The organism is Cellulomonas sp. P4_H12, assembly GCF_056400905.1.
In genome coordinates, this window is record NZ_JBFUKJ010000012.1 from 59,518 (window position 1) to 82,693 (window position 23,176).

The following is a 23,176-nucleotide window of genomic DNA, read 5'->3' on the forward strand; positions in this document are numbered from 1 at the left end:
GCCGTCCAGACCCTCGCACCCCGAGAGGGCGTCCCCCACGGACCCTTCACACGGTCAGACGCTGAAACCCACGGTCGGTCGCGCGGTCGTCTGTGCCCGCAGCCGCTCGCCCTTGCCGTCCGCCTGGCCCTGCAGGTCGTCCTGGAAGGCTGCCATCGCCGCCCGCAGGCGCGTGGCCTGCTCGCCCTCGCCGGACGCGAGGATCCGCACGGCCAGCAGCCCGGCGTTGCGCGCGCCGCCGATCGAGACGGTGGCCACCGGGACACCCGCGGGCATCTGCACGATCGACAACAAGGAGTCCATGCCGTCCAGGTAGGCCAGCGGGACGGGTACACCGACCACGGGGAGCGTGGTGACCGCCGCGAGCATGCCCGGCAGGTGCGCCGCTCCCCCGGCGCCGGCGATGAGCACCTTGAGGCCCCGGTCCGCGGCCGTCCGGCCGTACGCGATCATCTTCTCGGGCTGCCGGTGCGCGGAGACGACGTCGATCTCGACGGGCACGTCGAACTCGGCGAGCGCCTCCGCCGCGGCCTTCATCACGGGCCAGTCCGAGTCGGAGCCCATGACGATCCCTACCTGGGCCTGCGCTGCCATCGTGGTCTCCGTCCAGCCGTCCGCGCCCCGGTGGCGCCGCGCCCATCATGTCCCAGCGGGCGGGGCGATCGGCGCGCTGTTCGCGTCAGGCGGACGCCTCGCCGCGCAGGAGCGCCGCCGCCTCGACGGCCCGCCGACGGACGTCGTCGAGATCGTCACCGCTGACGTTCACGTGCCCGAGCTTGCGACCGGCGCGCACCTCCTTGCCGTACAGGTGCACCTTCGCGCCGGGGTCGGCGGCCGCCACCTCGGCGAGGGCTTCGGTCGGGTCGGGCAGCGCGCTGCCCAGGACGTTCGCCATGACGGTCCACGGCGAGCGTGCCGCGGTGTCGCCTAGTGGGAGGTCGAGAACGGCACGGAGGTGCTGCTCGAACTGGCTGGTGACGGCGCCGTCGATGGTCCAGTGGCCGGAGTTGTGCGGGCGCATCGCGAGCTCGTTGACCAGGACGCGCGGGGGGCCGCCGGCCGTGCCGGGCACCTCGAACAGCTCCACGGCCAGCACGCCCGTGACGGCCAGGCCCTCGGCGATCCGGGTGGCGACGTCGAGCGCCTCGGCCTGGGTGGCCGGGTCCAGGTCGGGAGCCGGCGCGACCACCTCGGAGCAGACCCCGTCGCGCTGCACCGACTCGACCACGGGCCACGTCCGCAGCTCGCCGGAGGGTCGGCGGGCCACCAGCACGGCGAGCTCTCGGGTGAAGGGCACCTTCGCCTCGGCCAGCAGCGGTGCGCCCGAGCCGTCCTCGGCGGCCGCGAACCAGTCGGCGACGTCGGCGCTGTCCCGCACCACGCGGACGCCCTTGCCGTCGTACCCGCCGCGCGACGTCTTGACCACGGCGACCGCGCCGTTCGCGGCGAGGAAGGCGTCGAGGTCCGCGGGCGACGCCAGCGACGCCCACGCCGGGACGGGCACGTCGAGCTCCGTCAGCCGCGTCCGCATCACGATCTTGTCCTGCGCGTGCACGAGCGCGGCGGCGTCCGGGTGTACCGCGACGCCGGAGGCCTCCAGGCGGTCGAGCAACGCGTTCGGCACGTGCTCGTGCTCGAACGTCAGGGCATCGGCACCGTCGGCGAGGCGCGCGATCGCTTCCTCGTCGGACGCAGCCCCGACCGGGGCGTCGACCACCACCTGGGCGGCCGAGGACGTCGGGCTCTCGACCAGGACCCGCAGGTGCAGCCCGAGCGCGGTCGCCGCCGGCGCCATCATGCGGGCCAGCTGGCCGCCGCCCACCACTGCCACCACGGGTGCCGTCACGGGCGACGACACTAGTCGAGCGTCGGTGGGTGCGCCGAAACGCTTCGCCCGACTCCTGACAGGTGACGTCCAGGATCGCGGGCTATCCTCGCGAAACGCCCGGTCCGCACCGACCCCGAGGAGCCCTGTGAGCGCGAGCGACGAGCTGACCGCCGGCCCGGCGGTCGTCGCGGCACCGGTGGCCTCTGCCGCGCGTGCGGCGGCTCTCCGCGCGCGCGCCTACGAGCTGGCCCGCTTCCTGTCCGTCGGTGGGCTCGCGTTCGTCGTCGACCTGGGCCTGTTCAACCTGCTGCGCTTCGGTCCGGGGCACCTGCTCGAGCACAAGCCGCTCACCGCCAAGGTCATCTCGGTGGCGGCGGCGACCCTCGTGAGCTGGTTGGGCAACCGGCACTGGACGTTCTCGCAGCGGCGCACCGAGCAGCGCACGCGTGAGCTGGTCGTGTTCGCCGGCATCAACCTCGTGTGCGCGGTGGTGCCGGTGCTCACCCTCGCGCTCTCCCACTACGCGCTCGGCCTGACCAACGCGTTCGCGGACAACGTCGCCACGGTGGTCGGGATCGCGATCGGCACCGCGCTGCGCTACGTCGGCTACAAGAAGTGGGTCTTCACCGGCTCGGTCTGACCCGGGAACGTCAGGGCACGTCTGCCTGGACGAGGACGCCGTCGCCCGTCGCCGTGAGCGAGCCGTCGGAGGCGGGCACGAAGACCGACTGACCCCGGGTGAGCAGGAACGCACCGTCGCGTTGCGTCGCCACCTCGATCTCGCCCTCGAGACAGACCAGGACGCGCGGGCCCCGGCCGGGGATCTGCGTGGGGCCGTCGTCCGAGAGGCGCGAGACCGACAGCTCGAAGTCGTCGACCGGGGCGTAGTAGATCCGGGTCGCCGTGAAAGCGCGCTCGGGGGCGATCCGGATCGGCGGCGCGGCGACGCAGTCCACGTTGCTCAGCAGCTCGTCGATGTCCACGTGCTTGCTGGTGAGGCCCGCGCGCAGCACGTTGTCCGAGTTGGCCATGATCTCGACGCCGACCCCGCGCAGGTACGCGTGGACCGCGCCGGCCGGGATGAAGAGGGCCTCGCCGGGCCGGAGCGTCACCGGGTTCAGCAGCACCGAGGTCACCGCGCCCGGGTCGCCGGGGTAGGCCGCGGCGAGGCGCATGACGGTGCGGTCGGTCCGCGGCGAGGGCGACCCGTCGGCGAGGCGACGCGTGCACGCCTCCGCGAACTTGGCGACGTCCGCAGGGCTCGGCCGGGTCTGCGGACGCAGGAGCCACTCGAACGCCTTCCGGACCCCGTCCGACGTGGGGTCGTCCTCGAGCAGCGCGTGCAGGTCGGCGGCCAGGGGCGCGTCGAGGTCCGCCAGCAGCTCCGCCGCCCGGCGAGGGGCGCGGAAGCCGACCATCGCGTCCAGCCGCGTCAGCGCGTACACCAGCTCGGGCTTGTGGTTGGCGTCGCGGTAGCTGCGGTGGGGCGCGTCGATCGCGATCCCGGCCGCCTCCTCGCGGGCGAAGCCGGCGCGGGCGCGGGCGAGCGACGGGTGCACCTGCAGGGAGAGCGGCGCGTCCGCGGCGATGATCTTGAGCAGGTAAGGGAGCTGCCCGCCGAACCTCGAGGCGACGTCGGAGCCGAGGTGGTACGCGGCATCTCGGGCGATCACCGCGTCCAGCGGGCGGTCGCCGTCGGGCAGGTGCACCATCGCCGGCGCGCTCGTGTGCGCCCCGAACCACGCCTCGGCCACCGGGCGACCATCAGGGCGCCTGGCGAGCACGTCGGGGATCGCGGTGGTCGAACCCCAGGCGTAGCTCTGCGTCGTGGGTGTGATCCGGTACACGCTGCTGCACTCCTGCGGGTGGTGGGCGAGGTCCTAGGCTACTGGGCGCTCTGCCGGGCCCGTGCCGGAGGGCCGGGCACTCAGCGGCGGCGGCGGTCCGGTCGCGCCGAGACGACCGCCCCGAGCGGCAGGACCACGTCCGGGCGCATGGACGCCGGCACGCCGGACAGGAAGAGCGCGAACACGGCCGGCCGGCGCTGGGCCAGCTCGAGCCGGCCCCCATCGGCGGACGCCAGGTCGCGGGCGAGCGCGAGCCCGAGCCCGGTGCCCTTGCCGGACGTCACCTCGCGCTCGAAGATCCGCGGGGCCAGGTCGTCGGGCACGCCGGCCCCCTCGTCGGCGACCTCGACGACGACGGCGCCGGACGGGCCGCCGGGGCGCGACCGCACGGTCGTCGTGCCGGCGCCGTGGCGCAGCGAGTTCTCGATGAGCGTGGCGATGACCTGGGCGAGCGCCCCGGGGGTGGCGAGCACCTGCGTGGCGCGGTCGACCTCGACCACGAGCCGCCGACCGTTCGCCTCGAAGGTCGGCTGCCACTCCTCCTCCTGCTGGTGCACCACCTCGAGCAGCCGGACCGCCTCGGTGGTGCCGCCCTGGAGCCGCCGCGAGCTGGCGAGGAGGTCGTCGACCACGCGCACCAGGCGCTCGACCTGCTCGAGCGAGATGCGTGCCTCCTCGCTCACCGCGGGCTCGTCGGTGGCCAGCATGATCTCCTCGAGCCGCATGGACAGTGCCGTGAGCGGCGTGCGGAGCTGGTGGGAGGCGTCGGAGGCGAACTGCCGTTCGGCGGCGAGGCGCCCGGCCATGCGGTCGGCGCTGCGCGCGAGCTCGGCGGCCACCAGGTCGATCTCCTCGACGCCGGACGGCTCGAGGCGCGGGCGGACCTGTCCGGCACCCAGCTGCTCCGCCGACGCGGCGAGGTAGACGAGCGGGGCGGTCAGGCGGTTCGCCTGCCAGATCGCCATCCCGATCCCGGCGGCGAAGGCCACGACGGCGGCGACCACCACGAGGGCGATGACCCGGGCGCTCAGCCAGAAGACGTCCCACCAGGACACGTACAGCAGCACCGTCGCGCCGGTGTCGGACTCGACCTTCACGGACAGGGCGCGACCGTCGATCCGGTCGCCGGCCTGGTAGACCTCGCCGTCCGGTGCCTGGACGACGACGGACGCCGGGATGTCGCCGGGGCCGCCTGCCGCGTTCTCGAACATGCGGTCGGTCAGCGGGATGTCCTGCTCGACCCGGAAGTCGACCGCGCGCCCCGCGTCGGTGGCGCGCGACTGCAGGGCCTGCATCTCGTTCTCGCGGACCAGCTGCGCGCCGAGGAACGCCAGGGGGAAGCCGAGCAGCACGACCGCGACGGTGACCGCCGCGATCGTCGCCTGCAGGACGCGACGACGCAAAGGTCAGACCCGCTCGGCGCCGGCGCCGCCGGTCTCGAACCGGAATCCCATGCCGCGCACGGTGGTGACGTACCGGGGCGCGTTGGCGTCGTCGCCGAGCTTGCGACGCAGCCAGGACACGTGCATGTCGAGGGTCTTGGTCGAGCCGGTCGGGTCGGAGCCCCAGACCTCGCGCATCAGGGTCTCGCGCGCGACCACGGTGCCCGCCGCGCCGACCAGGACACGGAGCAGGTCGAACTCCTTGGCGGTCAGGTGGAGCTCTCGCTCGCCCTGGAACGCCCGGTGCGCCGCGACGTCCACGCGCACGTTCTGCGCGTGCAGCTCGTCCTCGTCGCCCGGGTCGCCGACACTGCGCCGCAGCAGCGCCCGGACGCGGGCGAGCAGCTCGGCGAGCCGGAACGGCTTCGTCACGTAGTCGTCGGCCCCCGCGTCGAGACCGACGACGAGGTCGACCTCGTCGGCGCGCGCGGTGAGCACCAGCAGCGGCGTGGTGAGGCCGAGGTTGCGGATGGCGCGGGCGACGTCGAGCCCGTCCATGTCCGGCAGCCCGAGGTCGAGCACGACCAGGTCGGCGGCCGCGGCGCCGTCGATCGCACCTTGACCCGTACCTTGCACGCGCACGTCATAACCTTCACGCCCGAGGGCGCGGGCCAAAGGTTCGGCAATCGCGGGATCGTCCTCGGCCAGCAGCACCTGGGTCATTCGCCCATGCTAGGTCATGGGACGGTCTTGACCGCCAGAGGGGCGCGCCTACAGGTCGACATGAACCGGCTGCGCCTGGGGTCGGACGCAGGGCGCGTTCAGGTCGTCCCCCGGGCGCACGCCGCCGTCGCCGACCGCCCCTACCCTCATGGGGTGACCAGGTGGGAACGGCTGCTGCGATGGGAGGAGGCGCACCGGTTCGCCGTCGACGCCACCGGCACCGCGTTCCTGCTGCTCCTCATGGTCGCGACGGCGACCGACATCACGGGCTCGACCCTGGACGCCACGCGGACCGCCGCCGCCACGCTCGTCTCGGTGGCCGTCGTCGCCCCGCTCGCCTGGCGCCGCGTCCGACCGACGGCCTCGGCCGCCGCCGTGTACCTCGCGGCCCTGTTCCAGCTCATCGTCGTCGCACCGCTCGTGATGCCGGCCGACATCGCCATCCTGGTCGCCCTCTACTCGGTCACCGTGCACGGCCCGCGCTGGGCGCACCGCGTCGCGATCGTGGGGGCGCTCGTCGGCTCCGTGCTGCTCGGCCTCTCGATGAACGGGTGGTCCGACGCCCCGGGCGCGGCGTCGACCGCGATCTTCGCCGGCGTCGTCTCACTGTCGGTCTGGGCGTTCGGCCTGGTCCGGCGCTCCCGGCGCGAGACCATCGAGGCGCTGGTCGACCGGGCGCAGCGCCTGGAGGTCGAGCGCGACCAGCAGTCCCAGATCGCGACCGCCGCCGAGCGGGCCCGCATCGCGCGCGAGATGCACGACATCGTCGCCCACTCCMTCACCGTGATGATCGCCCAGGCCGACGGTGGCCGGTACGCCGCCGACGCCGATCCCGCGGCCGCCACGCGGGCGCTCGGCACGATCGCGGAGACGGGGCGCGCGGCGCTCACCGACATGCGCCGCCTCCTCGGCGTGCTGCGCGGCAGCTCGGACCCCGCGACGGGCTCGATCCCCGCGGTGCCCGGACCCGGCGGCCTCGGCCACGGGACGGCCCAGGGGTTCGCCCCGCAGCCCGCGGAGTCGGACGTCGGCGCCCTGGTCGACCAGGTGCGGGCCAGCGGCCTGCGGGCATCGCTGGTGCGGATGGGCGAGCCGCGGACCCTGCCGCCGGGCGCCGGCCTCACGGTCTACCGGATCGCCCAGGAGGCGCTGACCAACGTGCTCAAGCACGCCGGCCCCGACCCCATGGTCACGGTGCTCGTGCAGTGGCTGCCCGACGCGATCGTGGTCGAGGTGAGCGACGACGGCCGCGGCGCCTCGGCCGAGACCGACGGCCTGGGGCAGGGGCTGCTCGGGATGCGCGAGCGAGCCACCATGTTCGGGGGCACGGTCACCGCCGGCCCCCGGCCCGGCGGCGGCTTCCGGGTCCGTGCCCGGCTGCCCACGCCGGGCGACCACGCCACCCCACCCGAGAGGACCACACCTGTGCCGACGAGCCACGACGAGGGCACCCGATGAGCGACGACCACATCCGCGTCGCCCTGGTCGACGACCAGCAGCTGGTGCGCGCCGGCTTCCGCATGGTCATCGACTCGCAGGCCGACCTCGAGGTCGTGCTGGAGGCGGGCGACGGCGCCCAGGCCGTGCGCGCGCTCGACCCCGCCGCCCTCACCGCGACCGGACCGGTGGACGTCGTGCTCATGGACGTCCGGATGCCGACGATGGACGGCCTGACCGCGACCGCGCAGATCACCGCGCGCGCCACCGACGACCGGCCGGCACCCCGCGTCATCGTGCTGACCACGTTCGACCTGGACGAGTACGTCCTGGCGGCCATCCGGGCCGGCGCCAGCGGTTTCCTGCTCAAGGACGCGCCGCCGGAGGAGATGCTCGGCGCCATCCGGACGGTGCACCGCGGCGACGCCGTGATCGCGCCGTCGAGCACCAAGCGGCTGCTCGAGCACCTGGTGACGGCGCTGCCGCCCGACGAGCCGGGCGCACCGACCGACCCCGCGCGGCTCGCCGTCGCCGACCTGACCGACCGCGAGCGCGAGGTCCTCGTGCTCATGGCCCGCGGCCGCTCGAACACCGAGATCGGCTCGGACCTGTTCGTCGCCGAGGCCACGGTCAAGACGCACGTCGGCCGCATCCTGGCCAAGCTGCACGCACGCGACCGGGTGCAGGCCGTGGTCGTCGCGTACGAGACAGGGCTGGTCAGGCCGGGGTCCTGATGGGCCCACGGGATGACGGACGACCCGCCCGGGGTCCGATGTGCCGCGTGCCGACGGCTCCGTAGCGTCGGGAGCGTCATCGCCGCACCCCGAAGGAGCCCTCTCGTGGACACGACCGTCTTCCGCCCCCTGGAGACCGACCCGCCCCACCCCGCCGCCGCCGTCGCCGTCAGCGCCCGGTCGCTGACCAAGGTCTACGGGCAGGGCGCCGCCGAGGTCCGGGCGCTGGACGGCGTCGACGTCGACTTCGCGGCGGGCGCGTTCACCGCGATCATGGGCCCGTCCGGCTCGGGCAAGTCGACGCTCATGCACGTGCTGGCCGGCCTCGACCAGGCGACGTCGGGCACCGCGCGCCTCGGGGCCACCGAGATCACCTCGCTGGACGACGGCGCGCTGACCCGGCTGCGCCGCGACCGCGTCGGGTTCGTCTTCCAGAGCTTCAACCTGCTGCCGATGTTCACCGCGGAGCAGAACATCCTGCTGCCGCTCGAGCTGGCCGGGACCGCCGTCGACCGCGAGTGGCTCGACACGCTCGTCACCACCCTCGGCCTCGGGCAGCGCCTGACGCACCGGCCGTCGGAGCTGTCGGGCGGCCAGCAGCAGCGCGTGGCGATCGCCCGCGCGCTCATCGCGAAGCCCGAGGTCGTCTTCGCCGACGAGCCCACGGGGAACCTCGACTCCCGCTCGGGCGCCGAGGTGCTGAGCTTCCTGCGCCGCTCGGTGCGCGAGCTGGGCCGCACGATCATCATGGTCACGCACGACCCGACCGCCGCGGCGTACGCCGACCGCGTGGTGCTCCTGGCGGACGGTCGGATCGCCGGCGACATCGCCGACCCGACGCCGGAGTCGGTGCTCACGGGCCTGGAGGCCCTCCGCACGCTCGACCAGGCGGCGATCTGATGCTGCGTCTGACCCTGGCGCAGATGCGCCGCAGCCTCGGCCGGCTGACCGCGGCCGCCGTCGCCATCGCGATCGGGACCGCGTTCCTGGCCACCACCCTGCTCGCCGGCAACATCATGACCCGCACCGGGTACGACGCCGTGACGGCGACGTACGCGGACGCCGACGTCGTGGTGCAGGGCGACGTGACCGACGACCAGCTGGATGCCCTGCGCGCGCTCCCGGGCGTGGAGGCCGCCGAGGTGCTCGCGCCGACCGGCTTCGAGGTGCGCCGCGGCGGCGAGAGCCGCTACCAGCTGATGCTGCCGACGTCGAGCGACGCCCGGCTGAGCTCGCTCGTCGTCGACGACGGGGCCGCGCCCACCCGGAGCGGCCAGGTCGCGCTGCCCCCGGCGACCGCGAAGGCCCTGGGGGTCGGCGTGGGCGACCACGTGCAGGTCCGCTACTCGGTGCCGGACCCGGCCGAGACGTCCGACGACGGGACCACCGACGAGGTGTGGCGCTCGGTCGACGAGGACGTCGTCGTGACCGGCATCGCGACGGACCCCGCCGACGCGTGGTCGCAGTCCGGCGGCGTCGGCCTCGTCACCCCCGACGACGCGGTGCGCTGGAGCGGGGCCGGCTCGCTGCTGGAGCTCGGCTCCGAGACCCTGGTCGCCGCGCGGCCGGGCGTGAGCACGCAGGCGCTCCGCGACCAGGTCGCCCCGTTGGTGCCGGGCGGCGAGGCACTCACCAAGGACCAGGCCGCCGCGCAGTCCGTCGAGGAGTTCTCCGACGGCGGCAACGTGCTGGTCACCGTGGTGCTCGGGTTCGCCTCCGTGGCGCTGCTGGTCGCGGCGCTGGTCATCGCCAACACGTTCCAGGTGCTGGTCGCCCAGCGGACCCGCACGCTCGCGCTGCTGCGCTGCGTGGGCGCGGGCAAGGGCCAGCTGCGGCGGTCGGTGCTGCTGGAGGCGGCGATCCTCGGCTCGGTGGCCTCGTTGGCGGGCCTCGTGCTCGGTGCGGCGCTGGCCCAGGCCGCGCTGCTGGTGCTCGGTCGCCTCGACCTCGGCGTCCCGCTGCCCGACACCATCCAGGTGACCGTGCCGGTCGTGGTGCTCCCGCTGCTCGTGGGCACCGTCGTCACCGTGCTGGCGTCGCTGGTGCCCGCCCGGGAGGCCACCCGCGTCTCCCCCATGGCCGCCCTGCGCCCCGCCGACGCCCCCGCCGTGGGCGCCCGCGCCGGTCGGGTGCGTCTGGCGATCGCGCTGCTGCTGATGCTCGGCGGCTTCGCGGTCATGGTGCTGACGGCGGTCGTGGCCCGGACCGGGGGCGCCGACGTGACCCTGCTGCTGGGCGTCGGGACCCTCGCGGGCGCGCTGTCGTTCGTCGGCGTGCTCGTCGGCGCCGTGTTCTGGGTGCCGAAGGTCGTGTCCTTCGCCGGGCGCGCGCTGGGTCGCACCGGGACCAGCGCCCGGCTTGCCGCCGCGAACACGGTCCGCAACCCGCGCCGGACGGCGGCCACCAGCGCGGCCCTGCTCATCGGCGTCACCCTCGTCGCGATGATGAGCACGGGCGCAGCGAGCGCTCGGGTGTCGCTGGCGCAGGAGCTCGACGAGCACTACCCGGTCGACCTCACGATCGACGCCGGCGTCCCGGACGGCGACGCGACGCTCACGCCGGACGTCGCCGACGCGGTGGCCGACGTGGCCGGGGTGGACACTGTGCTCGAGATGCGCACGGCGCCCGTCAAGATCGGCGAGAACTGGTACACCGTGGCCGCCCCGGCGGACGGCGCCTCGGTCTCCGGGGTGCTGGCCGACCCGCGGACCGTGGGAAACCTCACGGACGGCACGCTGCTGCTCCCGAAGATCCAGGGCGAGCCCGCCAGCAACGACGTTCAGGATGCGACGGCCTACGCGAGCAACTGGGACGACTCCGTACCCGCCGAGGGTGGGACGACGGTCGCCCTGCGGCCGGTGACCACCGACCTGGGCGGCCTCTACTCGCTGGTCACCCCGGCGACGCTGGACGCCCTCGACCCGCACGCCCCGGTCTCGATGGTGTGGGTCCGGCTCGAGCCGGACGCCGACGCGGCGCTCGTGCTGCAGGACGTGCGCGCGGCGCTGCCGGACACCGCGGCCGAGGTCAGCAGCGCCGGCGCGCAGCGGGCGACCTACGAGCGCGTCGTCGACACGCTCCTCGCGGTGGTCGTGGGGCTGCTGGGCGTCGCCGTGGTGATCGCGCTGATCGGCGTCGCCAACACGCTGTCGCTCTCGGTCCTCGAGCGGCGCCGCGAGTCGGCGACCTTGCGGGCGATCGGGCTGTCGCGGCGCCAGCTGCGCTGGATGCTGGCGGTCGAGGGCATGCTCATCGCGGGCGTCGGCGCCGTCCTGGGCGCCGGGCTGGGCCTCCTGTACGGGTGGGCGGGTTCGGTCGTCCTGTTCGGCGAGATCGGCGACGTGGTGCTCGTGGTCCCGTGGCTGGACCTGGCGATCGTCCTCGTCGTGGCGCTGGGCGCCGGCCTGCTCGCCTCGGTCCTGCCGGGTCGGGCGGCCGCGCGGACGTCGCCCGTGGCCGCGCTCGCCGTCGACTGAGCCGACCGGCGGGCCTGTGGGTGGGCGGCCCGGTCCCCGAGCACGGGGGTCGGGCCGCCGGGTTGCGGGCCCGCGCGGGCAGGGTCGGGCGGTGCGGTTCACCCTGCTCCACCCTGATCCTGCCCGCGGCCCGGGCCTGCACCGCACCGACGTCGAGGCGGAGCCGGGCACCGCGCTGAGCGACCTGCGGCCCGTCCTGTCCCGCGTGACCGGCTACGCCGGCTGGGTCGGCGTGGGCGTCCGCCTGGCGGTCGCCGACGTCCCGCTGGACGAGCACCACGCGGTCGGCCAGCCCCCACTGGTCGCAGGGTGCGTGCTGCGCGTCGGCACCGGTCCGCGCCCGGCGGAGGAGGTCGCGGCGCTGGCGCCGTGGCACGTCGCCGTGGTCGAGGGACCCGGCTGCGGCGACGTGCTCGCGGTCCCCGACGGGATCGTCACGACCGTCGGCTCGACATTCCAGGTTCGGCGGCGCGGCCAGCGCGTACGAGTCCGGACAAGGGGCCACGCTCGCTGGCGTCCTTGGCGGCCCGGCACGCCGCGCCCACTGGGGGCGAACACCGTCGTCCTGCGCCGCGCACGAGCTGACGACGAACCGGCCGCGCGCGTCACCGACGAGCCCGGCCTGCTGGGCCGACCCACCGCCTGGCTCACTCCCGCGGTCGGGTCGGCGGCGCTCGCGGTCGCCCTGCACCAGCCGGTCCTGCTGCTGGCCGGGCTCGCGGCCCCGCTCGCGGCCCTGGGCTCGGCCGGCCTGAGCCGGTGGCGACGCCGCCGCGCCACCCCGACGCCGCAGGACCCCGCAGCGCTGGCCGTGGCAACCACGCGGGCGCGGTTCGCCGACGCCGAGCCGATCGTTGTGGACCCGCCGTGGGACCCGGGAGGCTCGCTCGCCGTCGTCGGTCCGCGTCACCTCGCCCTGCCCGTGGCCCGGTCCGTCGTGGTCGGGGCGCTGGGCACGCACCTCGCGGTGCCGCTCACCGTGCACGCGCGGTCCGCCGACGACTGGTCGTGGGGGGTGTGGGCGTCCGACGTCCCCGGTCCCGGCGCGCTGGTCGTCGCCGACGGCCCTGCTGATGCCGCGGCGCTCGCCCGCTGGAGGGCGTCCGCTCCCCCGACCGAGCGCCTGGTGCTGCTCGCCCAGACCGCCGACGACGTGCCGGCCTGGTGCCGCGCGCGGCTCGAGGTGGGACCGCGGTCGGTGCTCCTGCGGGACGCCACGGGATCGACGCGTGTCGTCCCGAACCACGCGGTCAGCGCCGATCGCGCGGACGCGCAGGTGCGCGCCGCGGCCGCCGCTCGCGCGGCACGCACACGCCACGACCCGTCGGGCGTCCTGCCCGCCCGGGCGTCGCTGGGCGCGCTCGACGGCATCCCCGCGCCGGACGGCGTCGCCGGCGCATGGGACGCGCCGCGCCCGGGCCTCGTCGCGGTGCTCGGTGTCGGCGCCGAGGGGCGCGTGCTCGCCGTCGACCTGGTCGCCGACGGCCCGCACGCGCTCGTCGCGGGCACCACCGGCACCGGGAAGTCCGAGCTCCTCACGACGCTCGTGCTCGCGTTCGCCGTGACGCACCCGCCCGACCGGTTGGCGATGCTGCTCGTCGACTTCAAGGGCGGCACCGGCCTCGGACCCGTCGCACGGCTCCCCCACGTGCTCGAGCACGTCACCGACCTCGACGCGACGCACGCCCGCCGGGTGCTGACCGCGCTGCGCGCCGAGCTGCGGCGACGCGAGCGCGTCCTCACCGCGGCCGGCGCCCGCGACCTGCTCGACCTGGACCCCGCCGCACCCGGCACGCCGCCGCGCCTGCTCGTGGTCGTCGACGAGCTCCGCGCGCTCACCGAGGACGTCCCCGACGCGTCCGGCACGCTCGCGAGGATCGCCGCCCAGGGTCGTGCGCTCGGCGTGCACCTGGTCCTGGCCACGCAGCGCCCCGCGGGCGCGGTCGGCGCGGACCTGCGCGCGAACGTCGCGCTCCGGATCGCTCTGCGGGTGGCCGACGTGGCCGACTCCACGGACGTCCTCGACGCGCCCGACGCCGCCCGGATCGACCCCGCGACGCCCGGGCGGGCCTGGCTGCGCCGGGGCTCCCGACCGCTGGAGGCCGTGCAGGTCGCACAGGCCGTCGCKACGAGAGCGGCGCCCGTGGTGCGAGTCGCCCGCCCGTGGCCGGTCGCCACCACCTGGGCGCCCCGCCCGACGACACCTCGGGAGGCGCCGGATGCCGTGACCCCCTGGGTCGTGGCCGCCCGCGAGGCCGCGATCCGGCGCCCGCCCCGGGACGGACCGCCGTGGCTGCCCGCGCTGCCCGCCGTCCTCGGCCGGGACGACGTGCCGGACGGGCCCGGCTTCGCGCTGGCCGTGTCCGACCTCCCCGAGCAGCTGCGCCGTGGTGCGGTGCGGTGGGAGCCGGCGCACGGCCACCTGCTCGTGCTCGGCGGCCCCCGCTCGGGCCGCAGCACGACGCTGCTGACAGCCGGGGTCGAGGCCCTCGAGCAGGGCTGGGTCGTGCACGCCGTCGGCCTGCCCTCCGACGCGGTCGACCGCCTGCGCGCAGGCGACCGGCACGGCGGGCTCGGGAGCGTCCTCGACGTCGACGACGCCCGCGCCGTCGCACGCCTCCTCGAGCTGCTCGGCACGACCTCGGGAGACCGTTCGCTGCTGCTCGTCGACCGGCTGGACCTCGCCCTCGAGTCGCTCGGCCGGCTCGCGCACGGCGCGGGCGCCGACCGGCTGACAGCCCTGTGGCGCGGTGCGTCGGGCGGCACCGCGGTCGCGGCGAGCGCGGACGTGGGCGCGGGCGCGCTGCAGCACGCGGCCGCCTTCTCCGAGCGTCTCGTGCTGCCCCTGACGGACCCGACGCTGGACGCTGTTGTCGGCGTGCCTGCCACGCTCGCGGGACCTCGGCGCACCGCCGGACGAGCCGTGCGCCTGCACCCCGCGGGCGCGGAGCTCTGCCAGGTCGTGCTGCCCGGGGCGCCGGAGACGGGCTCCTCCTCGACCCGCGCACGGCGGCCGGCCCTCGTGCGGGCGCTGCCCGACCGGGCCGACCTGCCGTCGGACGCATCGTCGCTGGACGGCCGCGTGCCGCTGGGCCGCGGCGGGGACGACGCCGGCATCGTCCGGGTCGACCTCGCCGGCGGGCTGCTGGTGGCCGGCCCGCCCGGCTCCGGCCGCACCTCGACGTTGGCGGTGCTGGCGTGCTCGCTCGTACGCATCGGCGCCGACGTGCTGCGGCTGGTCGACCCGTTCGGGTCACGTTCCCCGGGCGTGCCGGGGGTCGAGGACGTCGTGCCCGCGGACCTCGTCGCGCGGTGCCGGGCCGCGAGCGCGCCGCCGGTGCTGCTCGTCGACGACCTGGACGACCTGGAGCGCGCGCACCCGTCGCTCGGTGAGCTCCTGGCCGACGTCCCCGCCACCGTGGTCGCCGCGGTGACGTCCGCGGCGGCCGTGCAGGCCTTCCGGGGTGCGATCCCCGCGCTGCTGCGGCGACGACGCACGCTGGTCCTCGACGTGCACGACCCCGCGTCGGCGGAGCTCGTGGGGCCGCGCGCCGCGTTCAGCGTGGACCCGCGCCGGCGCCCGCCCGGCCGCGGCGTCCTGCTGGACGGGCGCGACGCCGTCGTGGTGCAGGTCTACGCGGCGGCTACTCGGCGGGAGGCTGACGACGCCCGGTGACCGCGACGACGGACGGCAGGAGGAGCCCCACCCCGACCAGGGTCGCGACGACGAGCACGACGACCCCCCACACGGACGGCCCGGAGGTGAGCCAGCCGAGCGCCAGCACGACGAGCAGGATCTGCCACATGATCACGGGAGAGCGCGCCCAGCGCCGCCCGCGCCAGAGCCCGCGCGCGGCGAGCAGCAGCAGGAGCGCGATGCCGATGCCGAAGGCGGCGAGGAACAGGCTGGCGCCGGGAAGGGTCGCGGTCCCTCGGACCACGTCGGTGGTCCAGGCGACGCCCAGCCCCAGGAACGCGGCCGCCTCGAGGGTCACGAGGGCGCACACGAGGAGCAGGAGGGTCGGTCGACGCTCGGTCACAGGCAGGAGCCTAGGCAGGTGACGGCGCCGCCGTGGACACGGTGCGGCACGGCCCGACCGGTCCGCGCGGTCCCCTGACCTGGGCTCTCTCCGCCGCGGGCCGCCGGACGCGATACCACGTCCGCGACGTGTCCCACACCACGACGTGACGCCGATCACCCCTGCTGAACCGCGCGTTGACCTGGACATTTGTCCGACAATGCCCCTCACCTGCATCAACACGCGGGCTCAGGGCGCACACGGGTGAATCACAGGTGTGACGAACGCCTCAGTCGTTACGGAGATGAAACCTTCCCGTAACCCCTTGTGCAGTCCCCGTACCGGTGCGAGCCTTGACGAAGCAAGAAACCCACCCCCGATCTCACGTCCAGACTCGCGCGCCCTGACCCCCGGGTGCCGTCCCGACGTGTGCCTAGGAGAGAAACCATGGATTGGCGCCACCGCGCAGCGTGTCTCGACGAGGACCCGGAGCTCTTCTTCCCCATCGGGAACACCGGACCCGCGCTGCTCCAGATCGACGACGCGAAGGCCGTCTGCCGCCGCTGCCCCGTCGTGGACACCTGCCTCAAGTGGGCGATCGAGACCGGTCAGGACGCCGGCGTGTGGGGCGGCCTCTCCGAGGACGAGCGCCGCGCGCTGAAGCGTCGGACCGCCCGCCAGCGCCGCGCCAGCTGATCTCTCGCTCCGCCGTACCGGCCCCCCCACGTCCCACGTGGCGGGGCCGAGTCGTGTCTGCGCCGAGAAGCCGCAGCGACCGCGGAGATCGCGAGACCGCCAAGACCCGAGACCGGTCAGATCAGCGTGCCCGCATCGCGCGGTGCTCGGAGCCGGGCCTCGATGACCACGGACGTCCCGCCACCCTCGCGGCTGGCCCACTCGATGGTGCCGCGCATCTCGTTGGTCACGAGCGTCGAGACGATCTGCGTGCCGAGGCCCGTGCCGGCGCCGCGCTCGGTCGGCAGGCCGGAGCCGTCGTCGGCCACCTCGACCCGCAGCTGGTCGTCCTGACGGTCGACGATGACCTCGACGGTCCCCGACTCGCGCCCATCGAACCCGTGCTCGACGGCGTTCGTCACCAGCTCGGTGAGGATCAGCGCGAGCGCGGTCGCGTCCTCGGCCGGGATCGAGCCGAACGAGCCGCGCACCAGCGTCCGGACGTGCGCGCCCTCGGTGGCGACGTCGGCGGCGAGCCGGAGGCTGCGGCCGACCAGGTCGTCGAAGGGCACGCTCTCGTCCAGCGTCTGCGACAGGGTCTCGTGCACGAGCGCGATGGTGGCCACCCGGCGCATCGCCTCCCCCAGCGCCTCCTTGGCCTCCGGGGAGTCGACGCGGCGCGACTGGAGCCGCAGCAGCGCCGCCACGGTCTGCAGGTTGTTCTTCACGCGGTGGTGGATCTCGCGGATCGTCGCGTCCTTGGTGATGAGCTCGCGCTCGCGCCGGCGCAGCTCCGACACGTCGCGGCACAGCAGCACGGCGCCGACGCGCTGGCCGTGCTCGGTCAGCGGGACCGCCCGCAGCGAGAGCGCCACGCCGCGCGCCTCGACGTCGACCCGCCAGGGCGCCCGGCCCATGAGGACCAGCGGCATGGACTCGTCCACCGTGTCGTGCTGCTCGATGAGCTCGGCGGTGACCTCGACCAGCGAGCGCCCGACGAGGTCGCCGACCACACCGAGCCGGTGGAAGCAGGACAGGGCGTTGGGGCTGGCGTACAGCACCTCGCCCTCGGAGTTGAGGCGGACCAGCCCGTCGCCCACGCGCGGGGCGCCGCGCCGCGGACCGGTCGGCGCGTCGGGCGCCGGGAACTCCCCGCGGCCGACCATCGCGAAGATGTCATCGGCCGCCTCCACGTAGTTCAGCTCGAGCCGGCTGGGCGTCCGGGCGCCACCGAGGTTGGTCTGGCGGGCGAGCACCGCGATCGGCTTGCCACGGCGGACCACCGGCACGGCCTCCTCACGCACGGCGTACGACCCGAACCAGCGCGGCTCGCGCGACCGCTGCGCCGCGCGCTCGTCGAGCGAGCGCTGCAGCTGGGGTCGCTGGCCCTCCGGCGCACGCGAGCCGACGACGTCGTCGTAGTGCACGGTCGCGCCGGTCGACGGCCGGGCCTGCGCGATGGCCACGAAGTCGCCGTCCGTGGTGGGCAGCCAGAGCACGAGGTCGGCGAAGGCCAGGTCCGACAGCACCTGCCAGTCGCCGACGAGCAGATGCAGCCACTCGAGGTCATGGGCGTCGAGCGCGGCATGACGAGCGGCGAGGGTGCTCAGCGTGGACACGGGGACAGGGTAGGTGTCACCGGACGACCTCCGGGCGGGACGGCCAGGACGTGGGCAGATAACCTCGGAGCACCACCTCGACCCTCGAAGGACCTGACGTGCGACTGAGCGTGACGCTCGACCTGCCGACCGACGCGCATGCGGCGGCCCGGCTGCTGGCCGACCCCGAGTACGTGCACCAGAAGGTGCGCGCGAGCGGTGCGCTCGAGCAGCACGTCGACGTCACCGGCTCGGCCGACGGGGCATTCACCGTCACCACGCGCCGTGCGCTGCCCACCGACCAGATCCCGGCGCACCTGCGCAGCCTCGTCGGCAACCGGATCGACGTCCGCCAGGTCGAGGCGTGGGAAGCGCCCGACGCGGACGGCGCCCGGGTGGGCACGGTGGTGGTCGAGATCGCCGGCGCGCCGGTACGGCTCAGCGGGCGCACGTCGCTGACCGCGACGGCGACCGGGTCCACGACCGTCGCGTACGACGGCGACCTGCGCGCGTCGGTGCCGCTGTTCGGCTCCGCGATCGAGCAGGCGACCGCGGGCGCGGTCCGGTCCGCGCTGGAGGTCGAGCAGGACGTCGCACGGCGCTGGATCGCGGGTCACGGACAGGCGCCGCAGCCGTAACGATTCGGTAACACGGACCGGTGTCCATATCGCTCTGACCTGCACAAACACCGGTGTGGGATCGCTACCACGCCATTCCGACCACCGTGGCTCCTTGACACTCGCGGGGGCGCCGACGACAGTATCCGCAGCGCGTGGGAACGCTCCCGCATCACTGCGGATGGGAACGTGTCCACGCCGGGTCCACACGGCCCAACCCGACGTCCGTCCGCGCCCCCTGCGGCGAGCGGTCGGCGGGTGCCCTAGGGGTACGGCGAGGACGCCGTCCGACTGACAAGGGAGTCACAGTGCGCAAGACCACCAGCAAGATGTGGGCGGCCGCGGCGGGGGTCACGGGCATCGCCCTCCTCGCCACCGCCTGCTCTGGCAACTCGGACACGCCCAGCGACGAGGGTTCTGACGGCGCTGCCGGCGAGAACATCACGCTGACGCTCGGCACGTTCAACGAGCCTGGCTACACGGACGAGATGTTCAAGGAGTACGAGGACGCCAACCCCGGCATCACCATCGAGAACAAGAAGGCCGCGACCTCGAACGAGGCCCGCGACAACCTGAACACGCGCCTCGCGTCGGGTTCCGGTGCCTCCGACGTCGAGATGATCGAGATCGACTGGCTCCCCGAGCTCATGCAGTACCCGGACAAGTTCGTCGACCTGACGGACCCGGCCCTCGACGGCCGCTGGCTCGACTGGAAGGTCGCGCAGGCGACCACGCCCGACGGCGTCCTCCTGGGCTACGGCACGGACATCGGCCCCGAGGCCATCGCGTACCGCTCCGACCTGTTCGCCGCTGCCGGCCTCCCGACCGACCGCGAGGCTGTCGCCGAGCTGCTCGGTGGCAAGGACGCCACGTGGGACAAGTACTTCGAGGTCGGCAAGCAGTACCAGACCGCCACGGGCAAGCCGTTCTTCGACGCCGCCGGTGCCATCTACCAGGGCATGATCAACCAGGTGAAGAACGCCTACGAGAAGGACGACGGCACGATCATCGCCGCCTCCAACCCTGAGGTGAAGGACATCTACGACGCCGTCACCAAGGCCTCGGTCACCGACAACCTGTCGGCCCACCTCGGTCAGTGGAGCGACGACTGGACCGCCTCGTTCCAGAACGACGGCTTCGCGACCATGCTGGCGCCGGGCTGGATGCTCGGTGTCATCGAGGGCAACTCGGCCGGCGTGACCGGCTGGGACATCGCGGACGTCTTCCCCGGCGGCGCCGGCAACTGGGGCGGCTCGTTCATGACGGTCCCCGCCCAGGGCAAGCACACCGAGGCCGCGAAGAAGTTCGCCGCCTGGCTGACGGCTCCGGAGCAGCAGCTCCAGGCCTACAAGAACAAGGGCACGTTCCCGAGCCAGACCGAGGCGCTGTCCTCGGACGAGCTGCTCAGCTCCACGAACGCGTTCTTCAACAACGCTCCGGCCGGCCAGATCCTGGCCAACCGCGCCGTGGGCATCGTCGCCCCGTTCAAGGGCCCGAACTACTTCGCCGTCAACGACGCGATGCAGTCGGCTCTGACCGAGGTCGACGTCAACGGCGGTGACCCCGCGACCCAGTGGGACACCTTCGTGAGCGCGGTCAACGCTCTCGGCTGACCCTAGCCAGGGGCCGGGCCGATGGGTSACCCATCGGCCCGGCCCCGCCAGCGTAGGCACCTGCCCACCAGCACGAAGGACTCCTGATGGTCACCTCCACCACCCCGCCTCAGCTCGACAGCGGTCGGCAGCCCGACCCCGAGCGCGTGCCGCGCCGCGTCGGCTTCAGCCAGACGCTCGGTCGCTGGGACGTCAAGGTCTCGCCCTACCTCTACATCTCCCCGTTCTTCCTGCTCTTCGCGCTCACGGGTCTCTTCCCGCTGGTGTACACGGCCTTCGTGTCGGTGCACGACTGGAACCTCATCGGCGGCAAGGGTGACTTCGTCGGACTGCAGAACTACCTCTTCGTGCTCCAGGAGCCCAACTTCTGGAAGAGCATCCGCAACACCTTCAGCATCTTCTTCCTGTCGACGATCCCCCAGCTGATCATCGCGATCGTGCTCGCGGCCCTCCTGGACGCGAACCTGCGCGCGCGCACCTTCTGGCGGATGGGCGTGCTCCTGCCCTACGTCGTGGCACCGGTCGCTGTCAGCCTCATCTTCGGCAAGCTGTTCGCCGACAAGTCCGGCCTCATCAACACGGTGCTCGGCTACGTCGGCATCGACCCGATCGGCTGGCACGCGCAGATCCTGCCCAGCCACATCGCGATCGCGACGATGGTCGACTTCCGCTGGACCGGGTACAACACCCTGATCCTGCTGGCCGCCATGCAGGCGATCCCGCGCGACCTCTACGAGGCCGCCGTCCTCGACGGCGCGACCCGGGTCCGGCAGTTCTTCTCGGTCACGGTCCCGATGCTGCGGCCGACCATCATCTTCGTCGTGATCACCTCGACCATCGGTGGCCTGCAGATCTTCGACGAGCCGCGTCTGTTCGACCAGACCGGCCAGGGCGGCCCGAGCCGTCAGTGGATGACGACGACCATGTACATCTACGAGCTGGGCTGGGGCAACCAGAAGAGCTTCGGACGCGCGTCCGCGGTCGCCTGGATCCTGTTCCTGATCATCGTGCTGATCGGCATCATCAACTTCTCGATCACGCGACGGATCTCGTCCGACACCTCGTCGACCAAGCGGAAGAAGGTCTCCCGATGAGCGCCCCCTCGCTCCCGGTCATCCGGCAGACGGCCGGCCGCGGTGCCGCGCGTGCCGCCGGGCGGAGCCGCTCGACGGCCGCCGGGTCCGAGCGTCGTCCGGGCTGGGTCACGTACACCCTGCTCGCCGTCGCCATCGTCCTGGCGATCGCGCCGCTGTACTACGCGTTCCTGCTCGCGTCGTCGAACTCGGCGTACATCGCGCAGCACCCGATCCCGTCGCTGATCCCGCAGGGCGAGTTCTTCGACAACGTCGCCAAGGTGCTCAACGGCGACATCCAGTTCTGGAAGGCGCTCGGCAACTCGATCATCGTCGGCACCGTCACCGCGCTCTCCGTGGTGCTCTTCTCGACGCTGGCCGGGTTCTCGTTCTCGAAGCTGCGCTTCCGGGGCCGCAACGCCCTGCTCGTGTTCGTCATCGCCACGACGGCCGTGCCGACGCAGCTGGGCATCGTGCCGCTCTTCATCGTGATGTCGCAGCTCGGCTGGACCGGCAAGCTCATCGCCGTCATCGTGCCCGGCCTGGTCACCGCGTTCGGCGTCTTCTGGATGACGCAGTACCTCGAGTCGGCGCTGCCCTACGAGCTCGTCGAGGCCGCGCGCGTCGACGGCGCCTCGATGATCCGGACGTTCTGGCACATCGCCCTCCCGGCGGCGCGCCCGGCGGCCGTCATGCTCGGCCTGTTCACGTTCGTCGCCTCGTGGACGAACTTCTTCTGGCCGTTCATCGTCCTCGGACCGCAGAACCCGACGCTCCCGGTGGCCATCCAGCTGCTCCAGGCGTCGTACTTCAAGGACATGTCCCTGATCATGGCGGGTGTCACGGTCTCGACCATCCCGCTGATCATCCTGTTCTTCGTCGCGGGCCGTCAGCTCGTGGCCGGCATCATGCAGGGCGCCGTCAAGGGCTGAGCCCCAGACTGTCCCTGGTAGGTACCGGACGTCGCGGTCGTTCCCGGCCCGGCCCCGGCAGACGGTTGGGCGGGGTGCTCCCCCAGCACCCCGCCCTTCCCGTCACCAGCTCGTCATCGCTGCTCCGGCAGCCACAGGAGGGAAGACCAACGGTGGTCGACAACATCCCGGTCCACGTGGACCCATCGCGGCCGCCCGCGCCGACGCTCGAGCAGGTCGCCGAGCGCGCAGGTGTCTCCCGCTCGACAGCCTCTCGCGCCATCAACGGCGGGCTGCGCGTGTCTCCCGAGGCCCTCGCCTCGGTCGAGGCCGCGGTCGCCGACCTCGGCTACTCGCCGAACCGCGCCGCCCGGTCGCTGGTGACCAAGCGCACCGACTCGATCGCCCTCGTGGTGCCCGAGCCCGACGAGCGCGTGCTCTCGGACCCGTTCTTCGCGGGCACGCTCAACGGCCTGAGCACGTCCCTGGTCGACTCGGACATCCAGGTGGTCCTCGTGATCGCGCGGCCCGGCGAGAGCGAGCGCACGGTCCGGTACCTGCGCAACGGGCACGTCGACGGCGCGATCGTGGTGTCGCACCACGCGAACGACGAGCTGGACCGCGCGCTGCAGCTCTCGCACGTGCCCAACGTCTTCGTGGGGCGGCCGCTGTCGGCCGACGAGCGCGATGTCCAGTACGTCGACACCGACAACGTCGAGGGCGGCCGCCTGGCCACCCAGCACCTCATCGACCGGGGGTGCCGGCGCATCGGCACCATCGCCGGGCCGGCCGACATGTCCGCCGGCATCGACCGGCTCGCGGGGTGGCGCCAGGCCATGCACACGGCCGGGATGGCCGACGACGCGGTCGTGCGCGGCGACTTCACCATGGCCTCGGGCACGATCGCCGCGCGCGAGCTGCTGGCCAAGCACCCCGACGTCGACGCGATCTTCATCGCCTCCGACCTCATGGCCGCCGGCGCGCTGAGCGTGCTGGCGGAGCACGGCAAGGAGGTCCCGGGGGACATCGCGGTCGTCGGGTACGACAACCTCGGGGTCGCGGCGTCGACCACTCCCCCGCTCACCAGCGTCATCCAGCCGGTCGTGGCGATGGCCCGCGCCGCCGGTGCGCGCCTGCTCGACCAGCTCAACGGCGCGCCGCCGTCGCCGCCGCTGATCTTCGCGCCGGAGCTGGTCATCCGCGCCTCGGCGTAGCGGGGAGCGGGCCGAACGGTCGCGAAGGG

General features: G+C 73.9%; 19 protein-coding genes. 12 read left to right on the forward strand and 7 right to left on the reverse strand.

Annotation, left to right across the window (positions count from 1 at the left end):
* Positions 1-54 precede the first annotated feature (54 nt).
* Both purE and AC1DQC_RS08565 read right to left on the reverse strand, forming a co-directional pair.
* Positions 55-594, reverse strand: a complete 540-nt coding sequence (gene purE / locus AC1DQC_RS08560; protein ID WP_477050803.1) for a 5-(carboxyamino)imidazole ribonucleotide mutase — start codon at positions 592-594, stop codon at positions 55-57.
* A gap of 85 nt (positions 595-679) precedes the next feature.
* Positions 680-1,846 (reverse strand): 5-(carboxyamino)imidazole ribonucleotide synthase, encoded by a 1,167-nt coding sequence (locus AC1DQC_RS08565; RefSeq protein ID WP_477050804.1) that lies wholly within the window; start codon positions 1,844-1,846, stop codon positions 680-682.
* 127 nt (positions 1,847-1,973) lie between these two features.
* On the opposite strand from AC1DQC_RS08565, the gene AC1DQC_RS08570 reads away from it, so the two are divergent.
* Positions 1,974-2,468 carry a GtrA family protein gene (locus tag AC1DQC_RS08570; protein WP_477050805.1) on the forward strand — a complete coding sequence of 165 codons (495 nt, stop codon included), beginning with the start codon at positions 1,974-1,976 and terminating at the stop codon, positions 2,466-2,468.
* 10 nt (positions 2,469-2,478) lie between these two features.
* Here AC1DQC_RS08570 and manA read toward each other — a convergent pair whose 3' ends face one another.
* The 3 genes from manA to AC1DQC_RS08585 all read right to left on the reverse strand — a co-directional run bounded on the left by manA (position 2,479) and on the right by AC1DQC_RS08585 (position 5,780).
* Entirely contained in the window at positions 2,479-3,675 is a 1,197-nt protein-coding gene (gene manA, locus AC1DQC_RS08575) for a mannose-6-phosphate isomerase, class I (RefSeq protein WP_477050806.1), read from the reverse strand.
* An 80-nt stretch (positions 3,676-3,755) separates the two neighbouring features.
* Positions 3,756-5,078, reverse strand: a complete 1,323-nt coding sequence (locus tag AC1DQC_RS08580) for an ATP-binding protein (protein ID WP_477050807.1) — start codon at positions 5,076-5,078, stop codon at positions 3,756-3,758.
* Between the two features lie 3 nt (positions 5,079-5,081).
* Complete coding sequence (locus tag AC1DQC_RS08585) at positions 5,082-5,780, reverse strand: response regulator transcription factor (RefSeq protein ID WP_477050808.1); 699 nt, start codon at positions 5,778-5,780, stop codon at positions 5,082-5,084.
* 153 nt (positions 5,781-5,933) lie between these two features.
* Here AC1DQC_RS08585 and AC1DQC_RS08590 point away from each other — a divergent pair, with 153 nt between their 5' ends.
* The 5 genes from AC1DQC_RS08590 (at position 5,934) to AC1DQC_RS08610 (ending at position 15,103) form a co-directional block, all read left to right on the forward strand.
* Complete coding sequence (locus AC1DQC_RS08590) at positions 5,934-7,238, forward strand: sensor histidine kinase (protein WP_477050809.1); 1,305 nt, start codon at positions 5,934-5,936, stop codon at positions 7,236-7,238.
* The gene (locus tag AC1DQC_RS08595; protein WP_477050810.1) at positions 7,235-7,951 is read left to right on the forward strand and encodes a response regulator; all 717 of its coding nucleotides are present in this window, start codon (positions 7,235-7,237) and stop codon (positions 7,949-7,951) included. The genes AC1DQC_RS08590 and AC1DQC_RS08595 overlap by 4 nt, the downstream gene beginning before the upstream one ends.
* 105 nt (positions 7,952-8,056) lie before the next feature.
* Entirely contained in the window at positions 8,057-8,851 is a 795-nt protein-coding gene (locus AC1DQC_RS08600) for an ABC transporter ATP-binding protein (RefSeq protein WP_477050811.1), read from the forward strand.
* Positions 8,851-11,427, forward strand: a complete 2,577-nt coding sequence (locus AC1DQC_RS08605; protein ID WP_477050812.1) for an ABC transporter permease — start codon at positions 8,851-8,853, stop codon at positions 11,425-11,427. Before AC1DQC_RS08600 ends, AC1DQC_RS08605 begins: the two co-directional genes overlap by 1 nt.
* Positions 11,428-11,518: 91 nt before the next feature.
* On the forward strand, positions 11,519-15,103 hold the full coding sequence (locus tag AC1DQC_RS08610) for an FtsK/SpoIIIE domain-containing protein (protein WP_477050813.1): 3,585 nt from the start codon (positions 11,519-11,521) through the stop codon (positions 15,101-15,103).
* Here the strand turns inward: AC1DQC_RS08610 and AC1DQC_RS08615 are convergent.
* On the reverse strand, positions 15,072-15,467 hold the full coding sequence (locus tag AC1DQC_RS08615; protein ID WP_477050814.1) for a hypothetical protein: 396 nt from the start codon (positions 15,465-15,467) through the stop codon (positions 15,072-15,074). The two genes, AC1DQC_RS08610 and AC1DQC_RS08615, sit on opposite strands and share 32 nt — an antisense overlap.
* Before the next feature lie 426 nt (positions 15,468-15,893).
* Between AC1DQC_RS08615 and AC1DQC_RS08620 the strand changes: the two genes are divergently transcribed.
* Positions 15,894-16,142, forward strand: a complete 249-nt coding sequence (locus AC1DQC_RS08620; protein WP_477050815.1) for a WhiB family transcriptional regulator — start codon at positions 15,894-15,896, stop codon at positions 16,140-16,142.
* A gap of 116 nt (positions 16,143-16,258) precedes the next feature.
* Here the strand turns inward: AC1DQC_RS08620 and AC1DQC_RS08625 are convergent, their stop codons facing one another.
* Positions 16,259-17,740: a sensor histidine kinase gene (locus tag AC1DQC_RS08625; RefSeq protein WP_477050816.1), complete on the reverse strand. Its 1,482-nt coding sequence runs from the start codon at positions 17,738-17,740 to the stop codon at positions 16,259-16,261.
* 98 nt (positions 17,741-17,838) lie between these two features.
* Here AC1DQC_RS08625 and AC1DQC_RS08630 point away from each other — a divergent pair, with 98 nt between their 5' ends.
* From AC1DQC_RS08630 to AC1DQC_RS08650, 5 genes are all read left to right on the forward strand, one after another.
* Entirely contained in the window at positions 17,839-18,357 is a 519-nt protein-coding gene (locus AC1DQC_RS08630; protein ID WP_477050817.1) for a DUF2505 domain-containing protein, read from the forward strand.
* A 287-nt stretch (positions 18,358-18,644) separates the two neighbouring features.
* A complete protein-coding gene (locus AC1DQC_RS08635; protein WP_477050818.1) occupies positions 18,645-19,949 on the forward strand; it encodes an ABC transporter substrate-binding protein in 1,305 nt (434 codons plus the stop codon).
* Positions 19,950-20,035: 86 nt separating this feature from the next.
* Positions 20,036-21,043 (forward strand): carbohydrate ABC transporter permease, encoded by a 1,008-nt coding sequence (locus AC1DQC_RS08640; RefSeq protein ID WP_477050819.1) that lies wholly within the window; start codon positions 20,036-20,038, stop codon positions 21,041-21,043.
* Positions 21,040-21,954, forward strand: a complete 915-nt coding sequence (locus AC1DQC_RS08645) for a carbohydrate ABC transporter permease (RefSeq protein ID WP_477050820.1) — start codon at positions 21,040-21,042, stop codon at positions 21,952-21,954. The genes AC1DQC_RS08640 and AC1DQC_RS08645 overlap by 4 nt, the downstream gene beginning before the upstream one ends.
* Positions 21,955-22,106: 152 nt before the next feature.
* Entirely contained in the window at positions 22,107-23,147 is a 1,041-nt protein-coding gene (locus AC1DQC_RS08650) for a LacI family DNA-binding transcriptional regulator (protein ID WP_477050821.1), read from the forward strand.
* The last annotated feature ends 29 nt before the right edge of the window (positions 23,148-23,176 follow it).

Excerpts from the sequence above, each read along its gene's own strand:
- AC1DQC_RS08645 (WP_477050820.1), top strand. The coding sequence starts at position 21,040 with ATGAGCGCCCCCTCGCTCCCGGTCATCCGGCAGACGGCCGGCCGCGGT.
- purE (WP_477050803.1), bottom strand. The coding sequence starts at position 594 with ATGGCAGCGCAGGCCCAGGTAGGGATCGTCATGGGCTCCGACTCGGAC.
- AC1DQC_RS08605 (WP_477050812.1), top strand. The coding sequence starts at position 8,851 with ATGCTGCGTCTGACCCTGGCGCAGATGCGCCGCAGCCTCGGCCGGCTG.
- AC1DQC_RS08620 (WP_477050815.1), top strand. The coding sequence starts at position 15,894 with ATGGATTGGCGCCACCGCGCAGCGTGTCTCGACGAGGACCCGGAGCTC.
- AC1DQC_RS08640 (WP_477050819.1), top strand. The coding sequence starts at position 20,036 with ATGGTCACCTCCACCACCCCGCCTCAGCTCGACAGCGGTCGGCAGCCC.
- AC1DQC_RS08585 (WP_477050808.1), bottom strand. The coding sequence starts at position 5,780 with ATGACCCAGGTGCTGCTGGCCGAGGACGATCCCGCGATTGCCGAACCT.
- AC1DQC_RS08595 (WP_477050810.1), top strand. The coding sequence starts at position 7,235 with ATGAGCGACGACCACATCCGCGTCGCCCTGGTCGACGACCAGCAGCTG.